Annotated in this window: 19 protein-coding genes and 1 pseudogene; 18 read left to right on the top strand and 2 right to left on the bottom strand. The window is 66.5% G+C overall.

Annotation, left to right across the window (positions count from 1 at the left end):
• Positions 1-23 precede the first annotated feature (23 nt).
• Complete coding sequence (gene aqpZ, locus AB4Y42_RS19675) at positions 24-770, bottom strand: aquaporin Z (RefSeq protein WP_368689556.1); 747 nt, start codon at positions 768-770, stop codon at positions 24-26.
• A gap of 287 nt (positions 771-1,057) precedes the next feature.
• Here aqpZ and AB4Y42_RS19680 point away from each other — a divergent pair, with 287 nt between their 5' ends.
• The gene (locus tag AB4Y42_RS19680) at positions 1,058-1,354 is read left to right on the top strand and encodes an H-NS family nucleoid-associated regulatory protein (RefSeq protein ID WP_368689557.1); all 297 of its coding nucleotides are present in this window, start codon (positions 1,058-1,060) and stop codon (positions 1,352-1,354) included.
• Positions 1,355-1,546: 192 nt separating this feature from the next.
• Here AB4Y42_RS19680 and AB4Y42_RS19685 read toward each other — a convergent pair whose 3' ends face one another.
• Positions 1,547-2,611, bottom strand: a complete 1,065-nt coding sequence (locus AB4Y42_RS19685) for a glycosyltransferase family 4 protein (RefSeq protein ID WP_368689558.1) — start codon at positions 2,609-2,611, stop codon at positions 1,547-1,549.
• A 605-nt stretch (positions 2,612-3,216) separates the two neighbouring features.
• Between AB4Y42_RS19685 and flhD the strand changes: the two genes are divergently transcribed.
• From flhD to flhA, 17 genes and pseudogenes are all read left to right on the top strand, one after another.
• On the top strand, positions 3,217-3,534 hold the full coding sequence (gene flhD, locus AB4Y42_RS19690) for a flagellar transcriptional regulator FlhD (protein ID WP_069264381.1): 318 nt from the start codon (positions 3,217-3,219) through the stop codon (positions 3,532-3,534).
• 106 nt (positions 3,535-3,640) lie between these two features.
• Positions 3,641-4,183 (top strand): flagellar transcriptional regulator FlhC, encoded by a 543-nt coding sequence (gene flhC / locus AB4Y42_RS19695; protein ID WP_133183381.1) that lies wholly within the window; start codon positions 3,641-3,643, stop codon positions 4,181-4,183.
• A gap of 362 nt (positions 4,184-4,545) precedes the next feature.
• Positions 4,546-5,406, top strand: coding sequence for a flagellar motor stator protein MotA (gene motA / locus AB4Y42_RS19700; RefSeq protein WP_028203346.1), 861 nt, complete (start codon positions 4,546-4,548; stop codon positions 5,404-5,406).
• Positions 5,407-5,416: 10 nt separating this feature from the next.
• Positions 5,417-6,493 (top strand): flagellar motor protein MotB, encoded by a 1,077-nt coding sequence (gene motB / locus AB4Y42_RS19705; protein WP_368689559.1) that lies wholly within the window; start codon positions 5,417-5,419, stop codon positions 6,491-6,493.
• A 13-nt stretch (positions 6,494-6,506) separates the two neighbouring features.
• Entirely contained in the window at positions 6,507-6,881 is a 375-nt protein-coding gene (locus AB4Y42_RS19710) for a response regulator (protein WP_069264375.1), read from the top strand.
• A gap of 57 nt (positions 6,882-6,938) precedes the next feature.
• A complete protein-coding gene (cheA, locus tag AB4Y42_RS19715) occupies positions 6,939-9,212 on the top strand; it encodes a chemotaxis protein CheA (protein WP_368695072.1) in 2,274 nt (757 codons plus the stop codon).
• A 57-nt stretch (positions 9,213-9,269) separates the two neighbouring features.
• Positions 9,270-9,806 carry a chemotaxis protein CheW gene (cheW, locus tag AB4Y42_RS19720; protein WP_028203349.1) on the top strand — a complete coding sequence of 179 codons (537 nt, stop codon included), beginning with the start codon at positions 9,270-9,272 and terminating at the stop codon, positions 9,804-9,806.
• Between the two features lie 193 nt (positions 9,807-9,999).
• Complete coding sequence (locus AB4Y42_RS19725) at positions 10,000-11,847, top strand: methyl-accepting chemotaxis protein (protein ID WP_368695073.1); 1,848 nt, start codon at positions 10,000-10,002, stop codon at positions 11,845-11,847.
• 228 nt (positions 11,848-12,075) lie between these two features.
• A complete protein-coding gene (locus AB4Y42_RS19730; protein ID WP_368695074.1) occupies positions 12,076-13,023 on the top strand; it encodes a CheR family methyltransferase in 948 nt (315 codons plus the stop codon).
• Complete coding sequence (cheD, locus tag AB4Y42_RS19735) at positions 13,020-13,838, top strand: chemoreceptor glutamine deamidase CheD (protein WP_368689563.1); 819 nt, start codon at positions 13,020-13,022, stop codon at positions 13,836-13,838. The genes AB4Y42_RS19730 and cheD overlap by 4 nt, the downstream gene beginning before the upstream one ends.
• Positions 13,835-14,956, top strand: a complete 1,122-nt coding sequence (locus AB4Y42_RS19740) for a chemotaxis response regulator protein-glutamate methylesterase (RefSeq protein ID WP_342920355.1) — start codon at positions 13,835-13,837, stop codon at positions 14,954-14,956. The genes cheD and AB4Y42_RS19740 overlap by 4 nt, the downstream gene beginning before the upstream one ends.
• A 130-nt stretch (positions 14,957-15,086) precedes the next feature.
• Entirely contained in the window at positions 15,087-15,482 is a 396-nt protein-coding gene (gene cheY / locus AB4Y42_RS19745) for a chemotaxis response regulator CheY (protein ID WP_028203354.1), read from the top strand.
• Between the two features lie 64 nt (positions 15,483-15,546).
• Entirely contained in the window at positions 15,547-16,269 is a 723-nt protein-coding gene (gene cheZ, locus AB4Y42_RS19750; protein ID WP_342920435.1) for a protein phosphatase CheZ, read from the top strand.
• A gap of 312 nt (positions 16,270-16,581) precedes the next feature.
• Positions 16,582-17,082, top strand: coding sequence for a DUF2844 domain-containing protein (locus tag AB4Y42_RS19755; protein ID WP_368689585.1), 501 nt, complete (start codon positions 16,582-16,584; stop codon positions 17,080-17,082).
• 19 nt (positions 17,083-17,101) lie between these two features.
• Complete coding sequence (locus AB4Y42_RS19760; protein ID WP_368695119.1) at positions 17,102-18,376, top strand: DUF3443 domain-containing protein; 1,275 nt, start codon at positions 17,102-17,104, stop codon at positions 18,374-18,376.
• A gap of 240 nt (positions 18,377-18,616) precedes the next feature.
• Positions 18,617-19,777, top strand: a pseudogene (gene flhB / locus AB4Y42_RS19765) (flagellar biosynthesis protein FlhB); the annotation flags it as partial.
• Between the two features lie 149 nt (positions 19,778-19,926).
• Complete coding sequence (gene flhA / locus AB4Y42_RS19770) at positions 19,927-22,026, top strand: flagellar biosynthesis protein FlhA (RefSeq protein ID WP_368695075.1); 2,100 nt, start codon at positions 19,927-19,929, stop codon at positions 22,024-22,026.
• The last annotated feature ends 40 nt before the right edge of the window (positions 22,027-22,066 follow it).

The following is a 22,066-nucleotide window of genomic DNA, read 5'->3' on the forward strand; positions in this document are numbered from 1 at the left end:
GTGTCAGCGCGCGTCAGAGGCCGTCAAGCCGTCTCGCGCACGGCGACCGCCGCCACCGCTTCGCGCCGCCCCGCCACCGCCGGGTACACGATGCCTGCGATCACTGCGCCGGCGATCGGCGCGACCCAGAACAGCCACAGCTGCGAGATCGCCTCGCCGCCCACGAACAGCGCGGGGCCGGTCGAGCGAGCCGGATTCACCGAGGTATTGGTGACGGGAATCGAGATCAGATGAATCAGCGTGAGGCACAGGCCGATGGCGATCGGCGCGAAGCCTGCGGGTGCGCGCTTGTCGGTTGCGCCGAGAATGACGAACAGGAAGAACGCGGTCATGACGGCTTCGCACACGAACGCGGCGCCCATGGCGTAGTGGCCCGGCGACTGCCCGCCGTAACCGTTGGTCGCGAAGCCGCTCGCGACGAGGTCGAAGCCGGGCTTGCCCGTCGCGATGAGCGCAAGTACGAAAGCGCCGATCACCGCGCCCACCACCTGTGCTGCGATATAGGGCACGAGGTCGCGCGCCGGGAAGCGGCCCGCCACGGTCAGGCCCACGCTCACGGCGGGATTCAGATGGCAGCCCGAAATGTGGCCGATGGCGTAGGCCATGGTGAGCACGGTCAGACCAAAGGCGAGCGACACGCCCACGAACCCGATCCCGAGTCCGTGAACCGGCCCGGCGAAGTTGGCCGCGAGCACCGCGCTGCCGCAGCCGCCCAGAACGAGCCAGAAAGTGCCGATCAGTTCGGCGATGAGCCGCCTGGATAAGTGCATTGCGTGACACCTCGAAAAGTCGATTTTTGAAGGGGCCGCGTAAAGCACCGGCACCGGGAAATGCCAGATTCTAGGCAGTCGCCCTTTTCGATGCTGTCAAGGATTGTCAATTTGGACGTAATTGATCGAATTATTGCGATCGATGTGTACGCAATTGCGCTGGAGCCGGTCGATCGTTAAATCGAAGAATAGCGTGAAAAAACAGTATTAATAGCGATTGCGAATTCCGTTATTTGCGTCTAATCTCCGATCGAGCCGGTTTCAAGAGCAATGAAGGGGGAATAGAAATGTCGCAATATACAGAAATCAAGGCGCAGATCGCAAAACTCCAGGCTCAGGCCGAAGAGGCGCGGCGCACCGAGATCGCGGACGTCATCGCCGCGATCCGGGAAAAGATCGCCGAGTATGGCCTTTCCGCCCAGGACCTGGGCTTTGCCGAGGCCGCGCGCCGCGGACGCCCGCCGAAAAAGGCGCCGCTGCCCGCGCGCTATCAGGACCCCAAGTCGGGCGCGACCTGGAGCGGGCGCGGCAAGCCGCCCAAGTGGATCGCGGGCAAGAATCGCGAACGCTACCTGATCGCCTGACGCATGCCGCCGGAGAACAGCCCGGCCGCCATACCGGCGTAACTGCAATGCAATAAAAGAGCCGCATGTTTCATGCGGCTCTTTTTTGTGCGTCTTCTGTAATCAGCGCGTAATGGCGCTATTCGACGACTCGCAAACGATTCACGTCGTGCATTCGTCTGGATTTATCGCGAAAACCGGAATGCTTCGCACTCAGCCGGCGGCGACGCGACGCAGTACCGGACGCTGTGCGGCTTCGATCAGCGCCGTATAAGTGTCGACATAATTCCCCGCCATGATGTGCGACGTGAAGCGGTGTTCGAACTGGTTGCGAATCGCCACGCGCGAAAGCGAATCGATATTCTGCAGCGCGGCCACGGCGCCTTGCACGTCCTCGACGACATAGCCCGTGACGCCCGGGTCGATCACCTCCGGCACCGAACCGCGATTGAAGGCGATCACCGGCGTGCCGCATGCCATCGCCTCGATCATCACGAGGCCGAACGGCTCGGACCAGTCGATCGGGAACAGCAGCGCCTTCGCCCCCGAAAGGAACGCGGGCTTCTGCTCTTCGTTGATCTCGCCGACGAACTCCACGTGGGCCTGCGAAAGCAGCGGCTCGATCTCGGTCTTGAAGTAGTCCTGGTCGACCTTGTCGACCTTGGCGGCGATCTTCAGCGGCAGGCCGGAGAGCGCGGCGATCTTGATCGCCGTATCTACGCGCTTTTCCGGGCAGATCCGGCCGAGGAACGCGAGGTACTCGGGCTTGCGGTCGGCTTGCGGCGTGAGCAGGTTCTTTGGCAGTCCGTGATAGATCGTGTTCTGCCATGCGGCCTGGGACAACGGCTGGCGCTGCGAGTCCGAAATCGAGATCACCGGTGCGTTCGGGAACTGCTCGAACACCGGTTGCAGCTCCGGCAGGTCGAGACGGCCGTGGAGCGTCGTGACGAACGGCGTGTCCATGGTCGTGAAAAGCGGAAACGGCAGATAGTCGAGGTGGAAGTGCAGCACGTCGAATTCGTGCGCGACGCGGCGCACGCGCTCGAGCAGCACCATGTGCGGGGCCAGCGCGTCGCGGATCGTCGGGTCCAGACGCAGTGCGCGCGGCCAGGCGGCTTCGAGGTTTGCCGAGGTGACCGAATCGCCGCTGGCGAACAGCGTCACGTCGTGGCCGAGGTCGACCAGCGCTTCGGTCAGGTAGGACACGACGCGCTCGGTGCCGCCATAAAGCTTGGGCGGAACGGCTTCATAAAGTGGCGCAATTTGTGCGATTCGCATTGTTCGATCTCCTGGGCAAAAAGCCCAAAAAGGCCGCGTGTGCAACGAACTCGGTGATGCGGCACTGCGGCGGTACAACGGTATCGGGTTATCCCTGAGACCGATTATGGCCATTTCGCGGCCCGATACACGCGGTTTTGCAAACGCTTAAAGTTGTTACAGCGGGATACAGCAGGTGTAAGAGGCCATTGCAAAGCGTGACGCGGCTTGCGCGCGCACTGCGCAAGCCGCGTGCCCGGACGCCAGAACAAGGGTCAAAGGCCCGGGTGAGTCGGTCGAGCGCGCGCTAGTTAGCACGCACGCGTGACGCATCCATGAAAAAGCCTATAATCGACAGATAATTTCGCGGCTTATGCGCATGACATGACGCGCCCCGCCTCCCGCCGCTGCTCCTGCCTCTGTGTCAGAAAAATTCCTACACGTTTGCGAAACTTTTTCTCGCAACGCGTCGCGGCATCCGTCCGATTTCCATTTGTTCCCGCCCCAGCCACAATGGACCCACGACCATAAACAGGCCGTTCGGATGCACTCGGGTTGCATCTGGGCGAGCAAACGTTTTCCGCGGGCGGTCTGACCAGCCGCCGCGATTTGATTCGGGGGAATCCATGAGCGCGACGACGCACAGCGACATGCTCAATGAGATCAAGGAAGTGAACCTGTCATACCTGTTGCTCGCGCAACGTCTTTTGCGCGAAGACAAGCCGACGGGTATGTTCCGCATGGGCATCTCCGAGCAGTCTGCCGAGGTGCTCGCCAATCTCACTTTCGCGCAGACCGTACGCCTTGCCGCATCGAACCAGCTGCTTTGCCGCTTCCGGTTCGACGACCACGCCATCCTGAGCGCGCTTGCCGACAAGGGCAAAACCGCGCTGACGCACTCGGCGATCATCATGGCGGGCCAGGACGTCGAGCAGATCGGCTGAACCGCTTCGCCCCGCGCCGCAGCGCGCGGCCGCGCATTGCACGCCTGCTGCCCGCGAACGGCGGCAGGCGCCACGCGCATTCCATTGCGGCTTTCAACGGGTGTCTATGGCGACAAAGAGTGTGGTGCAGGAGGTAAAAGAGATCGCGCTCGCGATCGAGCTGATCGAACTGGGCGCGCGTCTGCAACTGCTCGAGGCGGAGACCTCGCTCTCGCGCGACCGGCTCATCCGGCTTTACAAGGAAGTGAAGGGCGAGTCCCCGCCCAAGGGCATGCTGCCGTTTTCGACCGACTGGTTCATGACCTGGCAGCCGAACGTCCATTCCTCGCTGTTCTACAACACGTTCATGTTCATGAGCCGCCACGCGCGCTGCGAGCCGATCCACGCGATCGTGAAGAGCTACCGACTCTATCTCGAGCACTTGCGGCTGCACGACGAAACGCCCGCGTTGAGCCTCACGCGCGCCTGGACGCTCGTGCGCTATTTCACCTCGGGCCTGCTGCAGATGACGCCGTGCAGCCGTTGCGGCGGCCGCTACGTGGCGCATGCGCACGACCCGCAGCGCGGCTTCGTCTGCGGGCTGTGCCAGCCGCCGTCGCGGGCGGGGCGCACGCGACGCAGCGCGCTTGCCTCGCAGATCGCCGCTTGAGGCAGATCAACCCGGCTTCACCTCGATCGATGCGGCTTGCTGCCGTTCATGCAGGCCGGGACTCCGGATAAACCCGGCTCGTCCCGGCGCAGAGGCCGCGCGGCTGCGCCGGATGGCGCCTGCCGCAGCGGGGCCGCATCGTCACACGCAGCCGCAGGCACGAACTGCAACCCCTTCCCGCGCGGCTTTGCGAACCGGCCCCAGATTCCTCCGTCATGCCGATGCCAGGCAGACGGCAGATGCCCGGCCGGCTTGCGATCCGCGCCCATTCAAACCCAAAGTTTTTCGCGCCGTTGCCGTAAACCCAGCTAAGGGCGCGGGCCGACGGCGGTTCGCGGCGCATTTCTAGTGAGGACCCGGCAGTGCTGATTATCGTTGGAACCCTCTTGACGATCCTTTGCGTCTTCGGCGGCTATGCACTCGAGGGCGGCCATCTGGGCGCGCTCATGCAGCCGATGGAACTGCTCATGATCGGTGGTGCTGGCGTCGGCGCGTTCATCCTCGGCAACGGCATCAAGACCATCAAGGCCACCTTGCGCGTGCTTCCCACGCTGTTCAAGGGCGCCAAATACAACAAGGACGTGTACATGGAGCTGCTCGCGCTGCTCTATGTCCTGCTCGCGAAGGCGCGAAAGGAAGGCACGCTCACGCTCGAAGCGGATATCGACGATCCGCAGAAGAGCCCGATCTTCACGCAGTATCCGAAGATCCTGGCCGACCACCACATCGTCGAATTCCTCACCGACTACCTGCGCCTCATGGTGGGCGGCAACATGAACGCCTTCGAGATCGAAAGCCTCATGGACGAGGAAATCGAAACCCACCACGCCGAAGGCGAGGCGCCCGCTCATGCGCTCGCGAAGGTGGGCGACGCGATGCCGGCGTTCGGTATCGTCGCGGCGGTGATGGGCGTGGTTCACACCATGGCGTCCGCCGACAAGCCGCCCGCGGTGCTCGGCGAGATGATCGCCCAGGCGCTGGTCGGCACCTTCCTCGGCATTCTGCTTTCGTACGGCCTGATCGGACCGCTATCGAGCCTCGCGGAGCAGCGCGTGACCGAGTCGACCAAGATGTTCCAGTGCATCAAGGTGACGATCCTCGCGAGCCTGAACGGCTACGCGCCGGCGATTGCCGTGGAGTTCGGCCGCAAGGTGCTGTTCTCGACCGAGCGTCCGTCGTTCACGGAACTCGAAGAGCACGTGCGCCGCGTGAAGGCGAAGTAAGGGACGGCCCATGAGCAACAACAAGGACCGCGCAATCGTTGTCAAGCGCGCCGCGCCGAAGAAGGCCGGCCACCATGGCGGCGCATGGAAGCTCGCGTACGCGGACTTCATGACCGCGATGATGGCGTTCTTCCTGCTGATGTGGCTGCTGTCGTCGGCTTCGACGGTGCAGTTGAAGGGCATCGCCGACTACTTCAACCAGCCGATGAAGATCACGCTCTGGGGCGGCGATCGCAGTGCGGAAGACTCGAGCATCCTGAAGGGCGGCGGCCGTGACATCTCGTCGCAAGACCAGGGCGTCACGCGCCGCAGCGACGGCGCGACCGAGCGCTCGGAGCGCAACCAGTCGAAGCACAACGACGACGACGCCACGAAGCAGCTCGAAGGCTCGCTCGAACGCAAGGAGCAGGTGCGCCTGCACGACCTGCAGGTGAAGCTGATGGCGGCGATCGAGGCGAACCCGGTGCTGCGCCAGTTCAAGCAGCAGATCCGCATCGACTCCACGCTGCAGGGCCTGCGCATCGAGATCGTCGACTCGCAGAAGCGCCCGATGTTCGCCACCGCGCGCGACGTGGTCGAGCCGTACATGCGCGACATCCTGCAGGCGATCGGCAAGACACTCAACGACGTGCCCAACCGCATCGTCGTGCAAGGCCACACCGACGCCGTGCCGTACGCCGGCGGCGAGAAGGGCTACAGCAACTGGGAGCTTTCCGCCGATCGCGCGAATGCCTCGCGGCGCGAGCTGATCGCGGGCGGCATGGACGAATCGAAGGTGTTGCGCGTGCTCGGCCTCGCTTCCACGCAGAACCTGAACAAGGCCGATCCGCTCGACCCGGAGAACCGCCGCATCAGCATCATCGTATTGAACAAGAAGTCCGAAGACGCGCTCATGCACGACGACTCGACCACCACCACGCTCTCCGACGACGCGGCGGGTTCGGGCAAGAGCCTGCCCGCGCTCACGCCGGACGCTGGCATGGGCCGGGCGGCGCCGGCGCCGGTGGCGATCGCGCCGAAGGTGGCAAACACGGTGGCGCCGGCGGGGCCGGCCGTCGCCCCAGCCGTCGCGCCGGCAGCGCAATGACAACGAGGAACGGATGATCAGGAACATTCTGGCGATCGACGATTCGGTGTCCATGCGGGAGATCCTGCAGGCGGCGCTCGGCTCGGCAGGCTACGAGGTGACGGTGGCGAGCGACGGCGAAGAAGGGCTCGAGCATGCGCTCGCCCAGCGCTTCGATCTCGTGCTCACTGACCTTTACATGCCGCGCATGGGCGGACTCGACCTGATCAAGCAGTTGAGGGCGAATCCTTCGTACTTCGAAACGCCCATCCTCGTGCTGACCACGGAATCGGACGAAGGCTTCAAGGCAGCCGTACGCGACGCAGGCGCGACTGGCTGGATCGAAAAACCGGTGGACCCCGAGCTGCTCGTCGATCTGGCGAGCGCACTCGGCGAGGCCCACCCTTGAGGTGCCGTGCGGCGAACGACCAGGCACCCCCCAGGCAATTAACGCGGTGAAAGAGCAATGACTCTCGACATCACTCAGTTCTATCAGACGTTTTTCGACGAGGCGGACGAGCTGCTCGCGCAGATGGAGCAGCTTCTCCTGAACCTGAACGTCGGTCGCCCGGATCCCGAGGATCTGGCGGCGATCTTCCGCGCGGCGCACTCGATCAAGGGCGGCGCGGCGACGTTCGGCTTCACGGCCTTGACCGAGACGACCCACATTCTCGAATCGCTGCTCGACCGCGCTCGCAACAACGAGCTGGTGCTGCGCAAGGACATGATCGACACGTTCCTCGAAACGAAGGACGTGCTTTCCGACCAGCTCGGCGCCTACCGCGCGAGCGCCGAGCCCGACGCGCAGGCGGCTGCCGCCGTGCGCACGAAGCTCGAGCGCCTCTACGCGGAAAGCCGCGGCGTACCCGCGCCCGAACCCGCACCGGCGCCGGCCCCCGCGCCCGCACCGGCTCCGCAGGCGAGCGCCGGCGATTCGGAAGAAGATCTCGAAGCCGCTTTCGAAATGCACAGCACGCTGGCGGCGGCAGGCGCGGGTGCGCCCGAGCACGTCGTGAGCGAAGCGATCGAAGCGGCAGCCGCGGCGCCCGCCGGTGGCGCTGAGGCCGCAGCCGAAGGTCCGCACCTGCGCGTCACGCTGCGCGCCGTCGACGCGAAGGACCAGGACCTGCTCGTCGAAGAGCTCGGCAACCTCGGCCGCATTCTCGGCCAGGTGAAGACCGGCGACGACCTCACGCTGTGGCTCGAAACCGATGTGACCTCCGACGACATCATCGCGGTGTGCTGCTTCGTGATCGACGAGAAACAGATTTCGATCGGCCGTGGCGCCGCGCCGCAGGGCGACGCGCAACCGGCTGCCGCCGCACCGGCCGCAGCACCTGCGGCTGCACCGGCCGCGCCTCCCGCTGCTCCGGTGGCGGCCCCGGCGGCGAGCGCCGTGATTCCGGCCGCGCCGCCCGCTGCGCAAGCCGACCACGACATGCCGCGCCCGCCCGCGAGCGCCCCGGCGCCCGCGCAAGCCGAGGGCGAGCGCAAGGCGCGTCCGGCCGCCGCCGCTGCATCGGCGGAAGGCAGCTCGATTCGCGTGGGCGTCGAAAAGGTCGACCAGCTGATCAACCTCGTGGGCGAACTCGTCATCACGCAGGCCATGCTGGCGGAAACCACCAGCACGTTCGACCCGGCGCTGCACGACCGCCTCTACAACGGCATGGCGCAGCTCGAGCGCAACGCGCGCGACCTGCAGGAAGCGGTGATGTCGATCCGCATGATGCCGATGGACTACGTCTTCAGCCGCTTCCCGCGCCTCGTGCGCGATCTCGCGGCGAAGCTCGGGAAGGAAGTCGAGCTTGTCACCTTCGGTCAGGCGACCGAACTCGACAAGAGCCTCATCGAGCGCATCATCGACCCGCTCACCCACCTCGTGCGCAACTCGCTCGACCACGGCATCGAAACCGTGGAAGCGCGCCGCGCCGCGGGCAAGGACGCCACGGGCCAGCTCGTGCTGTCCGCCGCGCACCACGGCGGCAACATCGTGATCGAGGTGAGCGACGACGGCGCGGGCCTGCGCCGCGACAAGATTCTCGCCAAGGCGATCAAGCAGGGCATGCAGGTGAGCGACAGCATGTCCGACGACGAGGTCTGGAACCTCATCTTCCTGCCGGGGTTCTCGACCGCCGAGCAGGTGACGGACGTGTCGGGCCGCGGCGTGGGCATGGACGTGGTCAAGCGCAACATCCAGGCGATGGGTGGCCACGTGGAGATCACCTCGCACGCGGGCAAGGGCAGCACCACGCGCATCGTGCTGCCGCTCACGCTGGCGATTCTCGACGGCATGTCGGTGAAGGTGGGCAGCGAGATCTTCATCCTGCCGCTGAACTTCGTGATGGAGTCGCTGCAGCCGCGCCACGAAGACATCTACACGGTCACCAACGGCGACCGCGTGGTGCGCGTGCGCGGCGAGTATCTCCCGCTCGTGGCGCTGCATCAGGCGTTCAACGTCGAAGGCGCGCGCACGGACCCGACCCAGGGCATCGTCACGATCATGGAAACCGAGGGCCGTCGCTTCGCCATGCTGATCGACGAGCTGGTCGGCCAGCAGCAGGTCGTGGTGAAGAACCTCGAAACGAACTACCGCAAGGTGCACGGCATTTCGGCGGCGACTATTCTCGGCGACGGCAGCGTCGCGCTGATCGTCGACGTGGCCGCGCTCAATCGCGAGACGCGCGCCACACATGGCGTAAGCGCCAGCGCAAATTCGGGTGCGTTCGCCGAATTCGCGTAATCGTTATGAAGTCCGGACGCACTCAACCAATCATCTCCCAACCGTTCAGGGGCTAACGTGGCAGAAGTCCAATCGATTCAAGGCAACGGCGCGCACGGCGCGATTGCCGGCGCGCAACGCCGCGACGCGCTGCAGGCCGACGCAGGCGGCCAGGAATTCCTCGTCTTCACCCTCGGCGCGGAAGAGTACGGCATCGACATCCTGAAGGTGCAGGAAATCCGCGGCTACGACAGCGTGACGCGCATCGCGAACGCACCCGATTTCATCAAGGGTGTGATCAACCTGCGCGGCATCATCGTGCCGATCGTCGACATGCGCATCAAGTTCCATCTGGGCCGTGTCGAGTACGACCACCAGACGGTCGTCATCATCCTGAACGTCGCGCATCGCGTGGTCGGCATGGTGGTGGACGGCGTCTCCGACGTGCTCACGCTGCAGATGGAGCAGATCATGCCGGCGCCCGAATTCGGCGCGACGCTCACGACCGAGTACCTCACGGGCCTCGGCACCGTGGAAGGCCGCATGCTGATCCTGATGGACATCGAAAAACTGATGACGAGCCGCGAAATGGCTCTGATCGAGGCGCTGGTTTAACGCGCCGAAAGTTAAACCGGGGGGCCGCGAGGCCAGCGTGAGAGAGAGCGGAAAAGCCGCCGCCAAAGAGCGGCAAGCCGCCTTCGTTTTCGCGCGCGCTTCGTGCAGGGTCCCGGGCGTCGCCGCGTCTTGCTGGCCGCCTGCGCCCGCCCACATAGCCCGCCCCGATTCGCACAGGACAGGAGCAAACGAGATGCAAAGATGGTCGATCCGCACGACGCTCACGGGCGTCGGGGTCATTCTGGTTGCGCTGACCGTGCTGGTCGGCGCACTCGGGCTCGTCGCGCTCGGGCGTGCGAGCGATGCGTTCACCGAAATCGTGCGAGGCGATCTCGTGGCGATGCATGCGCTGAACGACGCGTCGTCGTATCTGCTGCGCACGCGCGTCGCGATCGACCGCGCCAGCGCGCTCACGGCAGCAGGCCAGGCCGACGATGCGAAGAAGGTGATCGATCGCGCCCAGGAATTGCTCGGCAAATCCAACGAAGCCTGGCAGGCCTTCCAGAACGCGCCGAAGAGCGGCCTCGACGCCGCCACGCTCGACGCGCTCGCGGCCAAGCGTGCCACGCTCATGCAAGACGGCGTGCAGCCCGAATTCGCGGCCCTGCGCGCAAACGATCAACCGGCCTATCACGCCATCGCCGACACGAAGATCAGCCCGATGTTCGTCGACTACGACAACGTCGCCGGGCCGCTCGCGCAGGCGCTGGAAGACAGCGCACAGGCGCGCGAGGTCGGCGCCCACGACAAGATCGCCGTGATGCGCATCGCGATCGGCGTGGTGATCGCCGTGGCGCTCGTGCTCGTGGTGGCGATCCGCTTCGCCATGCGCGGCCTCATCGTGCAGCCGCTCGAGGATGCGGTGTCGTGCTTCGAGCGCATCGCCCACGGCGATCTCTCGCAGCCGGTCACGGTCTACAGCGACAACGAGATCGGGCGTCTGTTCGGCGGCATCAAGCGCATGCAGGAAAGCCTCGTCACGCTGGTGAGCGCGGTGCATACGGGCGCAAGCTCGATCGACGTGGGCGCGCGCGAGATCGCGATGGGCAACACCGATCTCTCGCAGCGTACCGAGCAGCAGGCCGCCTCTCTGCAGGAAACGGCGTCGAGCATGGAGCAGCTCACCGGCACGGTGCGCCAGAACGCCGAGAACGCGCGCCAGGCGAGCCAGCTGGCCGTCAACGCGTCCGATATCGCGACGCGCGGCGGCGAGGTGGTCGGCGAAGTCGTGAACACGATGCAGGGCATCGCGGTGAGTTCCGCGAAGGTCGTCGACATCATCAGCGTGATCGAAGGCATCGCGTTCCAGACCAACATTCTCGCGCTCAATGCGGCCGTGGAAGCGGCGCGCGCGGGCGAGCAGGGCCGCGGCTTCGCGGTGGTGGCCGGCGAAGTGCGCAGCCTCGCGCAGCGCAGCGCCAGCGCGGCGAAGGAAATCAAGGAACTCATCAACGACTCGGCCGAGAAAGTGCAAAGCGGCTCGCAGCTCGTGGGCCGCGCAGGCACGACGATGGAAGAAATCCTTCAGGCCGTGCGTCGCGTGACCGACATCATGGGTGAGATCAGCGCGGCGTCCGAGGAGCAGTCGGGCGGCATCGAGCAGGTCAATCGCGCCGTCACGCAGATGGACACCGTCACGCAGCAGAACGCGGCGCTGGTGGAGCAGGCGGCCGCCGCGGCGGCGTCGCTCGAAGAGCAGACGCGCCAGCTGCAGAACGTGCTCGGCACGTGGACGACGGGCAGTGCTGCGGCGCGCAGCGTGGGTGCAAGTCCTGCACGCGTCACGCCGGCAGCGCCGGTTGCCGCGAAACGCACGACGCCGTCTTCGGCTGCGGCGGGAACGAAGGCCGCGGTGGCGGCAACGTCGGCGGCGTCAGTGGCACCTGCGGACACTGCGAAGGCTGCGGCAAAGCCCGCGGCACAACCGGCAGCAAAGGTGTCGGCAAAGCCCGCAGCGAAACCGGCCGCGCCTGCGCGCGCCGAGACGTACGTGAGCACGGCGGCATCCGCTTCGGACGATTCGGACTGGGAAACGTTCTGATCGAACGCGGCATAGAAGAGTAGTGAAGTACTGAACACGACGAGCAACTGCAATGCACATGAGCGCTACACAACGGCAAGACCTGCCGCGCCGGGCCCGCAAGCCCGCGCGCGCTGCGCAGGCCGCCCATGCGCCGCACGCATTGCAACCGGGCAGGCGCGGCGCGCAGCAGTCCTGCGCCGCGGTATCCCATGCAGTGGGCGGCGCGCAATGCGAAGGAGCATCAGCATGAAAGCGCTGCGAAATACGCGCCAGGACGCCGGAGAGCCGGGCGGTTCGGGCGTGGAGAGCAACCGCGATTTCGATTTCACCTCGGCGGACTTCGAGCGCATTCGCGCGCTGATTCACCGCCGCGCGGGCATCTCGCTCTCGGACCACAAGCGCGACATGGCGTACAGCCGCCTCGCGCGGCGTCTGCGCACGCTCGGCCTCGACAGTTTTCGCGAGTACCTCGACCAGCTCGAAGCGCGCAACGACGCGACCGAGTGGGAAGCGTTCACGAACGCGCTCACCACGAACCTCACCGCGTTTTTCCGCGAGGCGCATCACTTCCCGATCCTCGCGGATTTCGTGAAGCGGCGGGCGGGGGGCGCAGGTGCGCAGCCGGTCTCGGTGTGGTGTTCGGCGGCCTCCACGGGCGAAGAGCCGTACTCGATCGCGATGACGCTCGTCGAAGCGCTCGGCGACCGCGCCGCGCGCGAGGCGCGCGTTCTCGCGACCGACCTCGATACCCAGGTGCTCGCCAAGGCCGACGCGGGCGTCTACTCGTTCGACCAGGTGAAGCATCTGTCACCGGAGCGTCTGAAGCGCTTCTTCTTCAAGGGCACCGGCTCGCATTCGGGACTCGTGAAGGTGCGCCCGGAGCTGCGCGCGATGATCAAGTTCGAGCAGCTCAATCTCACCGACGCGGACTACGGCTTGCGCTCGACGTTCGACGCGATCTTCTGCCGCAACGTGATGATCTATTTCGACAAGCCGACCCAGGCACAGGTCCTCACGCGCTTCGAGCCGCTCATGAAGCCCGACGGCCTGCTGTTCGCGGGCCACTCGGAGAACTTCACCTACGTCACGCAGGCGTTCCGTCTGCGCGGCCAGACGGTGTACGAACTCACGCGCGGCGCCGCTGCCAGTGCCGCGCCGCGCCGCGCGAACGACGCGCTCGGAGTGCCCGCATGAGCGCCCGCCTTCCGATCGCGACGAACCGCTATTTCGACGCGCATTTCCAGCGCCCCGGCGTCAAGCTGCTCCCCAACGAGTTCTACACGACGGGCGAGGACATGGTGCTCGTCACCGTGCTCGGCTCGTGCGTGGCGGCCTGCATTCAGGACCGCACCGCGGGCATCGGCGGCATGAACCACTTCATGCTCCCCGACGACGGCGCGGACTCCGCCCACGCGCTCACCGGCGCCTCCGACGCGATGCGCTACGGCGCCTACGCGATGGAAGTGCTCATCAACGAGCTGATCAAGGCGGGCGGCCGGCGCGAGCGTTTCGAGGCCAAGGTGTTCGGCGGCGCGGCGGTGCTCGCGGGCATGACGACGATGAACATCGGCGACCGCAACGCCGTGTTCGTGCGCCGCTATCTCGCGACCGAGAACATCCGCATCGTGGCCGAGGACCTGCAAGGCTCGCATCCGCGCAAGGTGGCGTTCCTGCCGCGCACGGGCCAGGTGATGGTCAAGAAGCTGCGTCTCTCGCAGGACACGAGCGTGGCCGAGCGCGAACAGCAGCTCGCCGCGCAAACCGCCGAAGCGCGCGCCGAGAGGCTCGCGCGGGCCCGGGCGCGCGTCGAGCTGTTCGGCGTCGGCGGAGCCGGGCGCGCGGGCCCGGGCGCCACGTCGCCGGCAGCAAACGCGGCAGCTCATGCGCCCCAGATTTCCCAATCCCAGCCGCAGGGCGCGCGCCCTCGCATCGAGCTGTTCGGCTCGAGCGTGTCGTCCGCCCTGCGCGCATCCGGTCAAGACAACGCCAGGACAGTAGAGGAGGCGTGAACGCTGTGCAAAAAATCAAGGTTCTCTGCGTCGACGATTCGGCGCTGATCCGCAGTTTGATGACGGAAATCATCAACAGTCAGCCCGATATGACGGTCGTCGCCACCGCGCCGGATCCGCTCGTCGCGCGCGAGCTGATCAAGCAGCACAACCCCGACGTGCTCACGCTCGACGTGGAAATGCCGCGCATGGACGGCCTCGACTTCCTCGAGAAGTTGATGCGCCTGCGGCCGATGCCGGTCGTGATGGTGTCGTCGCTCACCGAGCGCGGCAACGAAATCACGCTGCGCGCGCTCGAACTGGGCGCCGTCGACTTCGTGACGAAGCCGAAGGTCGGCATTCGCGACGGCATGCTCGAATACTCGGAAAAGCTCGCCGACAAGGTGCGCGCCGCCGCGCGCGCCCGCGTGCGTGCGCACCACGCACCCGCTGCCGCACCGGCGGGCGCGGCAGCGCACGCGCACGGCCACGCTGCTGCGCACCCCGCGGGCCCGGCGCCGATGATCAACAACCCGCTCGTCTCGACCGAGAAGCTCGTGATCGTCGGCGCGTCGACGGGCGGCACCGAGGCGATCCGCGAAGTGCTGCAGCCGCTGCCGCCCGACGCGCCCGCGGTGCTGATCGCGCAGCACATGCCGCCTGGTTTCACGAAGTCGTTCGCACAGCGCCTGAACGGGCTGTGCCGTATCACCGTCAAGGAAGCGGAGCACGGCGAACGTGTGCTGCCCGGCCACGCCTACATCGCGCCGGGCCACGCACACCTCTTGCTCGCACGCAGTGGCGCGAACTACATCGCACATCTGTCCGACGACCCGCCGGTCAACCGGCACCGTCCGTCGGTCGACGTGCTGTTTCGTTCTGCGGCGCTGCACGCGGGCAAGAACGCCATCGGCGTGATTCTCACGGGCATGGGCCGCGACGGCGCAGCCGGGCTGCTCGAAATGCGCCAGGCCGGTGCGTACACGCTCGCGCAGGACGAAGCGAGCTGCATCGTGTTCGGCATGCCGCGCGAAGCCATTGCCATGGGCGGTGCCGACGAGATCGCCTCGCTCTCCGACATGAGCCGGCGCGTGATGACCCGACTCGCCTCGATGGGCGACCGGGTTCAGCGCGTCTAGGAAATTGCCGATATAGAGAGATCATGCAGGCCGCAAACGCTTGCTCGATCGCTCGCGATTAATTTATCTGGATAGGCAGTGCGCTTCTCTGGATAATTGCCCGGGTTTTCGCCTGGAGGAATGGAACGTGATGGATAAGGGAATGAAGATTCTGGTGGTGGACGATTTTCCGACGATGCGCCGGATTGTCCGCAACCTGCTCAAGGAACTGGGCTACTCGAACGTCGACGAAGCCGAAGATGGTGCAGCGGGCCTGGCCCGTCTGCGCGGCGGCAACTACGAGTTCGTGATCTCCGACTGGAACATGCCGAACCTCGACGGTCTCGCCATGCTCAAGGAGATCCGCGCCGACGCCAACCTGACGCACCTGCCGGTGCTGATGGTGACGGCCGAGTCGAAGAAGGAGAACATCATCGCGGCGGCGCAGGCTGGCGCGAGCGGCTATGTGGTGAAGCCGTTCACGGCCGCCACGCTCGACGAGAAGCTCAACAAGATTCTCGAGAAGATGGCCAAGACGGGGAGCTGACGTGAACGAGCCCATCAGTGAGCCGTCCGGCGCTCATTCCGGTGAGTGGCCGGAAGCCGATGGCATCGAGCCGCTTCCGCAGCCGCCCGAGTTCGACTTCGCGCCGCCCGCCGCGGGCGAGGCCAGCGAGCTCGCGACGGACCGCATCCTCGCGCGCATCGGACACCTGACGCGCAGCCTGCGCGACTCGATGCGCGAACTCGGCCTCGACAAGCACGTGGAGCGCGCCGCCGAGGCGGTGCCCGACGCGCGCGACCGGCTGCGCTATGTCGCGAACATGACCGAGCAGGCCGCCGAACGCGTGCTGACCGCGATCGACATCGCCAAGCCGCTGCAGGAAACGCTCGAACGCGACGCGAAGGAACTGACGAGCCGCTGGGCGACCTGGTACGATGCGCCGATCGGCCGCGCGGAAGTGCGCCAGCTGATGGACGACACGCGGGCCTTCGTGGATGGCGTGCCGCAAGCCACCGCGGCGACCAACCAGCAGCTCCTCGAGATCATGCTCGCGCAGGACTTCCAGGACCTGACGGGCCAGGTGATCAAGAAGATCATGGACGTGGTCTATCTGATCGAGCAACAGTTGCTCACCGTGCTGGTCGAGAACATCGCGCCGGAGCGGCGCGAGCAGTTCGCGGCAACGGCGGCGGCGCTCGCGGAGACCCAGAGCAGCACGGGCAGCCCCGAAGGCCTGCTCAACGGCCCGCAGATCAATCCGGAAGGCAAGACCGACGTCGTGCAGGACCAGGCGCAGGTCGACGATCTGCTCGCAAGTCTCGGGTTCTGACCCCTAACGTGCAGCTAACCGCTCGGTTAGCTGCCGCATGTAGTCCAAGGCGGGCATACTACTGCTCATGCCTTCGTACCCTGCCGCGAAAAGCGTCGCGGTGGGGCGGCGAAGCATAGCCAGCCGTTGCCCGTCCTGCTGCGTCCCGCCGCGACGTTCCTGCGCGGCCCCGACAGCGTATGGTGCAACGCGCCATCGCAAGAGGGAGGGGACGCCTTGTATCCATACACATCGTTCTGTGGCAAGGCGGTGCGCTCGTTTGCGCGCCGCGCCGCACCCTGCCGCGCGCCCGGCGCGGCGCTTCTCGGTTGCCTGCTTTGCGCGCTGCTCGCGGCGCCGGCGGCTCACGCCGCGTTGGGCGGTGCGCCTATGCCCACGCCGGCGGGCGCGAACGTCAGCACCCTGAGCGCCGCTTCGGCGGCAGCCGCGGCCGGCAACGCCTCGGCCGTTGCGCGCGCAGCGGTGCAAGGCGCGGCCTCTGGCGCTTCCACGACCCCTGCCTACACCGTCCAGCAGACCACGCTCGCCAACGGCACCGTCGTGCGCGAGTACCTCTCGCAGGCCGGCACCGTATTCGGCGTCGCCTGGGACGGCCCGCAGATGCCCAATCTCGCCACGCTGCTGGGCAGCTACTTTCCCCAGTACACGGCCGGCGTGAAGGCGAGCCACGCCGCCGGTCGCGTGCGCGGGCCGGGCGTGGTCGAAAACTCGAACGTCGTGGTGCATTCGGGCGGCCACATGGGCGCCTTCTCCGGGCAGGCATGGCTGCCGCAGGCGCTGCCTGCGGGCGTCAGCGCCTCCGATATCCAGTGACGAGCGGAGGCCGAACGTGCTGACTTCACGCCATTCGCGCAGCGTGTGGCTGCGACCTTTCCGGTTCCTTTCGGGCGCCGCGCTCGTTGCCCTGGTTTCGCTCGTCGCCGCCTGCGGAGGCGGGGGCGGCAGCGGCAACAGCAGTAGCAGCAGCTCGAGCGGCAGCAGTGGCGGCAGCAGCGGCTCCGCGGTTCCCAGTCCCACCCAGCAGCCCACCGCGGCCACCGCCGCGAATACCGTGGGCGTCGTCGTGAACCGCGGACTGACCGGCACGCTGCCCAACATTCCCACCGTCAGCGTGAAGATCTGCGTGGCCGGCACGAGCACCTGCGAGACCGTCGACAACATTCAGGTCGATACGGCGTCGTTCGGCCTGCGCCTGCTCGCGTCGGCGCTGCCGAACCTGCTGGGTTCGCTGCCGACCGCCACGGCCAACGGCGGCACCCTCGCCGAATGCACGGCCTTCGCCGATGGTTACACGTGGGGCACCGTGCGTTCCGCCGACGTCACGATCGGCCGCGAGACGGCATCCAGTATCCCGATCCAGGTGATCGGCGACCTGCCCTCGAACACGGTGCCGTCGGCGTGCGCGGGCTATGGCAACGCGCAGAACACGGTGCAGGACCTCGGCGCGAACGGCATTCTCGGTATCGGCGTGGCACCTTATGACAACCTCGGCCTGTACTACTCCTGCCCGGGCAATACGAACTGCGCCGCAGCGACGGTCACGCAAAACCAGCTGGTGGCCAACCCCGTGCCCAAATTCGGCGCCGACGGCAACGGCGTGATCCTCGAGATGGCCCCCGTGTCCGATAGCGGCGCGCCCAGCGCGACGGGCACGCTCGTGTTCGGCATCGGCACGCAGTCGAACAACGCGATGACCGCCTCGCAAAGCTACAACACGGACTCGTGGGGCAGGCTCAGCGCCACGTTCAACGGGCGCACGCTCCAGGCCTTCCTCGACTCGGGTTCGAACGCGATCTTCTTCGTCGACAGCGCCCTGCCGCAGTGCGGCGGCAATCTCGGCACGTTCTATTGCCCTACGTCCACCCAGTCCTTCAGCGCGGCACTCGTGTCCAATAACGGCGCAACGACAGGCACCGCGACCTTCAATGTCGCGAACGCGAACGCATTGCTCGGCAGCGGCGCGAACTATGCGGCCAACAACCTGGCAGGGCAGTTCGGGTCGGCGGCGGCGCTCGACTTGGGGTTGTCGTTCTTCTATGGCCGCTACGTGTACTACGGCATGGACATGAGCGCGTCCGGCGGCAAGGCGCCGTTCGTCGCGTTCTGAAATCGCGGGCGCTGAGGGTGCGTAGGCCGTGAAGTTGGCGGCCCGCGAGCGCGCGCGCATCGTGTGCCGGCGTTCGCCGATGATGCCGCCCCGGTTCCATCGGCCGAAATACCCTGATTTCCCCGTCCTACTCCGTCAATCGCCGCTTGGCTTGCGCGGCAATAATCGCTGTCACTGAAAAAGGGCGCGCGCCAGCCGCGCAGCCGCGACGAGCGGCGCGTGCCCGCGACCGGAGCATGCGTGGCTGAGGACAGCGACCTCGAGAAAACCGAATCCGCCACTCCCAAGCGCCTGGAAAAGGCGCGGGAGGAGGGGCAGGTTCCGCGTTCCCGGGAGCTGGCGACGTTCGCGCTGCTCTCGGCGGGCTTCTATGGCACGTGGTTGCTCTCCGGCACGATCGGCGAGCATCTGCAGGCCATGATGCGCGGCGCGTTCACGTTCAATCACGCGGGCGCGTTCGAAACCAGCCGCATGCTGATCGGCGCCGGCGTCGCCGCGCGCGAGGGGCTCATGGCGCTGATGCCGGTGCTCGCGCTCACGGGGCTCGCCGCGCTGCTCGCGCCGATGGCGCTCGGCGGCTGGCTCATCTCCACGAAGGCGCTGCAGCCGAACTTCGGCCGCCTCAATCCGGTGTCGGGGCTCGGGCGGATCTTCTCCGTGAACGGGCCGATCCAGCTCGGCATGTCGCTCGCCAAGACGCTCGTGGTGGGCGTGATCGGCGGCTGGGCGCTGTGGAGCCGGCGCGACGAGATTCTCGGGCTCGCCATGCAGCCCGCGCCGCGCGCGTTCGCCGACGCGATGCATCTGATCGGCGTGTGCTGCGGCATGACGGTCGCCGGCATGTTCGTGGTCGCCGCGCTCGACGTGCCGTACCAGCTCTGGTCGTACTACCGCAAGCTGCGCATGACCAAGGAAGAAGTGAAGCGCGAGCACAAGGAAAACGAAGGCGACCCGCACGTGAAGGGGCGCATTCGCCAGCAGCAGCGCGCCGCCGCGCGCCGCCGCATGATGACCCAGGTGCCCAAGGCCGACGTGGTCGTGACCAACCCGACGCACTTCGCCGTCGCGCTCAAGTACGCCGATGGCGAGATGCGCGCGCCGAAGGTCGTCGCCAAGGGCGTGAACCTCGTGGCCGCACGCATCCGCGAGATCGCGGTCGAGAACAACGTGCCGCTGCTCGAAGCGCCGCCGCTCGCCCGTGCGCTCTATTACAACGTCGACATCAACCGCGAAATTCCGGGACCGCTCTACGGCGCGGTCGCCCAGGTGCTCGCGTGGGTCTATCAGCTCAAGCGTTTCCGCGAGCATGGCGGCGACGTGCCGATGGAGCCGACCGACCTCGACGTGCCACCCGAAATGGACAAGGGCGCGATGAGCGACGAAGACGAAGCCAGCGAAGCCGACGAAGCCCTCACCCCCGAGGAGCGCGCGGCCGCCGAGGCCGCCAGTCGCGCCAACGCGGCAAATTCCACGAACGCAAACAACGCATCGAACACCGCTGGTCGCGCCGAAAACAACCCGGCGCGCGACGGCACTGAAGGAGCAACAGAATGAACGCCCGCACCGGTTTCCTCGCGCGGCGCCCGGAGATGCTGCAAGGCACGAATCTGCGCGCGCTGGCGGGACCGATCCTGATCTGCATGATCCTCGGCATGATGATCCTGCCGTTGCCGCCGTTCCTGCTGGATCTGCTGTTCACCTTCAACATCGCGCTTTCGGTGATGGTGCTGCTCGTCAGCATGTACACCATGAAGCCGCTCGACTTCGCGGCGTTCCCGAGCGTGCTGCTGTTCTCCACGCTGCTGCGGCTCTCGCTGAACGTGGCCTCCACGCGTATCGTGCTGCTCGAAGGCCACACCGGCCCGGGGGCAGCGGGCCAGGTGATCGAGTCGTTCGGCCACTTCCTCGTGGGCGGCAACTTCGCCGTGGGTATCGTGGTGTTCGTGATCCTCATGGTCATCAACTTCATGGTGATCACGAAGGGCGCGGGCCGTATCGCCGAAGTGTCCGCGCGCTTCACGCTCGACGCGATGCCCGGCAAGCAGATGGCGATCGACGCCGACCTGAACGCGGGCCTCATCAACGAAGAGGCGGCCCGCAAGCGCCGCAGCGAGATTGCCCAGGAAGCCGAGTTCTACGGCTCGATGGACGGCGCGAGCAAGTTCGTGCGCGGCGACGCCATCGCCGGCCTGCTGATCATGGTGATCAACATCGTGGGCGGTCTGATCGTGGGCGTCGTGCAGCACGGCATGCCGCTCGCCTCGGCGGGCGAGACCTACACGCTGCTGACCATCGGTGACGGCCTCGTCGCACAGATTCCGTCGCTCGTCATCTCGACGGCGGCCGGCGTGATCGTCTCGCGCGTGGCGACCAACGAAGACATCGGCACGCAGCTCACCGGCCAGCTCTTCACGAACCCGCGCGTGCTGATGATCACGGGCACGATCATCGTCATGATGGGCCTGATTCCGGGCATGCCGCACTTCGCGTTTCTGCTGCTCGGCGGCGGCGCGATCCAGCTCGGCCGCACGCTCAAGAAGAACGCCGAGGCGAGGAAGGCGAGCGCCGTGATCGCCGACGCCGCGCCCGCCGCGCTTGCGCCCGTCGAAAACGCCGAAGCGACCTGGGACGACGTGGCGCTCATCGACACGCTCGGCCTCGAAGTGGGCTACCGCATCATTCCGCTCGTCGACAAGAACACCGACGGCGAGCTGCTCAAGCGCATCAAGAGCATCCGCAAGAAGTTCGCGCAGGAAATCGGCTTCCTGCCGCCCGTCATCCATATTCGCGACAACCTGGAGCTGCGCCCGAACGCCTACCGGATTGCGCTGAAGGGCGTGGAGGTGGGCAACGGCGAGGCCTACCCGGGCCAATGGCTCGCGATCAACCCGGGCCAGGTGAGCGCGGTGCTGCCCGGCACGCCGACCACGGACCCGGCATTTGGCCTGCCCGCCGTGTGGATCGATTCGAACGTGCGCGAGCAGGCGCAGGTGTTCGGCTATACGGTGGTCGATTCGAGCACGGTGGTGGCGACGCACCTGAATCACCTCGTCGTCATGCACGCGGCCGAGCTGCTCGGGCGCCGCGAAGTGCAGGCGCTGCTCGAGCGCGTGCAGAAGGACACGCCTTCGCTCGTGGACGACCTCGTGCCGAAGGTGCTGCCGGTCACGACGCTGCAGAAGGTGCTGCAGAACCTGCTGGAAGAAGGCGTGCCGATCCGCGACATGCGCACGATCATGGAATCGCTCGCGGAGCACACGCCGCGCATCACCGACGCCCACGATCTGACGGCGGCGGTGCGCATCGCGCTCGGCCGCGCGATCACGCAGCAATGGTTCCCCGGCAACGCCGACATGCAGGTGATGGGCCTCGACGCGAACCTCGAGCGCGTGCTGTCGCAGACGCTCACCTCCGGCCCGAACCCCGGCCTCGAACCGGGTCTCGCGCATACGCTGCTCGCGCAGACCGAGCAGGCGATGGGGCGCCAGCAGGCGCTCGGCCTCGCGCCGGTGATGCTCGTGCAGCATGCGCTGCGGCCCATGCTGTCGCGCTTCCTGCGCCGCAGCCTGCCGCAGCTCAAGGTGCTGTCGTACGCCGAGGTGCCGGATACGCGCAACGTGAAGGTGGTGAACGTGATCGGGGCGCATTGATCGCGCTGCCGCATCTGGATGAGAAAAAGCCCGCTTCTTG

It is taken from the genome of Paraburkholderia sp. EG286B (assembly GCF_040965655.1).
Lineage (GTDB): Bacteria > Pseudomonadota > Gammaproteobacteria > Burkholderiales > Burkholderiaceae > Paraburkholderia.

What these genes read in the sequence shown, in the direction of transcription:
- aqpZ (WP_368689556.1), bottom strand. Translation starts at nt 770, where the DNA reads ATGCACTTATCCAGGCGGCTCATCGCCGAACTGATCGGCACTTTCTGG.
- AB4Y42_RS19680 (WP_368689557.1), top strand. Translation starts at nt 1,058, where the DNA reads ATGTCGCAATATACAGAAATCAAGGCGCAGATCGCAAAACTCCAGGCT.
- AB4Y42_RS19685 (WP_368689558.1), bottom strand. Translation starts at nt 2,611, where the DNA reads ATGCGAATCGCACAAATTGCGCCACTTTATGAAGCCGTTCCGCCCAAG.
- flhD (WP_069264381.1), top strand. Translation starts at nt 3,217, where the DNA reads ATGAGCGCGACGACGCACAGCGACATGCTCAATGAGATCAAGGAAGTG.
- flhC (WP_133183381.1), top strand. Translation starts at nt 3,641, where the DNA reads ATGGCGACAAAGAGTGTGGTGCAGGAGGTAAAAGAGATCGCGCTCGCG.
- motB (WP_368689559.1), top strand. Translation starts at nt 5,417, where the DNA reads ATGAGCAACAACAAGGACCGCGCAATCGTTGTCAAGCGCGCCGCGCCG.
- AB4Y42_RS19710 (WP_069264375.1), top strand. Translation starts at nt 6,507, where the DNA reads ATGATCAGGAACATTCTGGCGATCGACGATTCGGTGTCCATGCGGGAG.
- cheA (WP_368695072.1), top strand. Translation starts at nt 6,939, where the DNA reads ATGACTCTCGACATCACTCAGTTCTATCAGACGTTTTTCGACGAGGCG.
- AB4Y42_RS19725 (WP_368695073.1), top strand. Translation starts at nt 10,000, where the DNA reads ATGCAAAGATGGTCGATCCGCACGACGCTCACGGGCGTCGGGGTCATT.
- AB4Y42_RS19730 (WP_368695074.1), top strand. Translation starts at nt 12,076, where the DNA reads ATGAAAGCGCTGCGAAATACGCGCCAGGACGCCGGAGAGCCGGGCGGT.
- cheD (WP_368689563.1), top strand. Translation starts at nt 13,020, where the DNA reads ATGAGCGCCCGCCTTCCGATCGCGACGAACCGCTATTTCGACGCGCAT.
- cheY (WP_028203354.1), top strand. Translation starts at nt 15,087, where the DNA reads ATGGATAAGGGAATGAAGATTCTGGTGGTGGACGATTTTCCGACGATG.
- flhA (WP_368695075.1), top strand. Translation starts at nt 19,927, where the DNA reads ATGAACGCCCGCACCGGTTTCCTCGCGCGGCGCCCGGAGATGCTGCAA.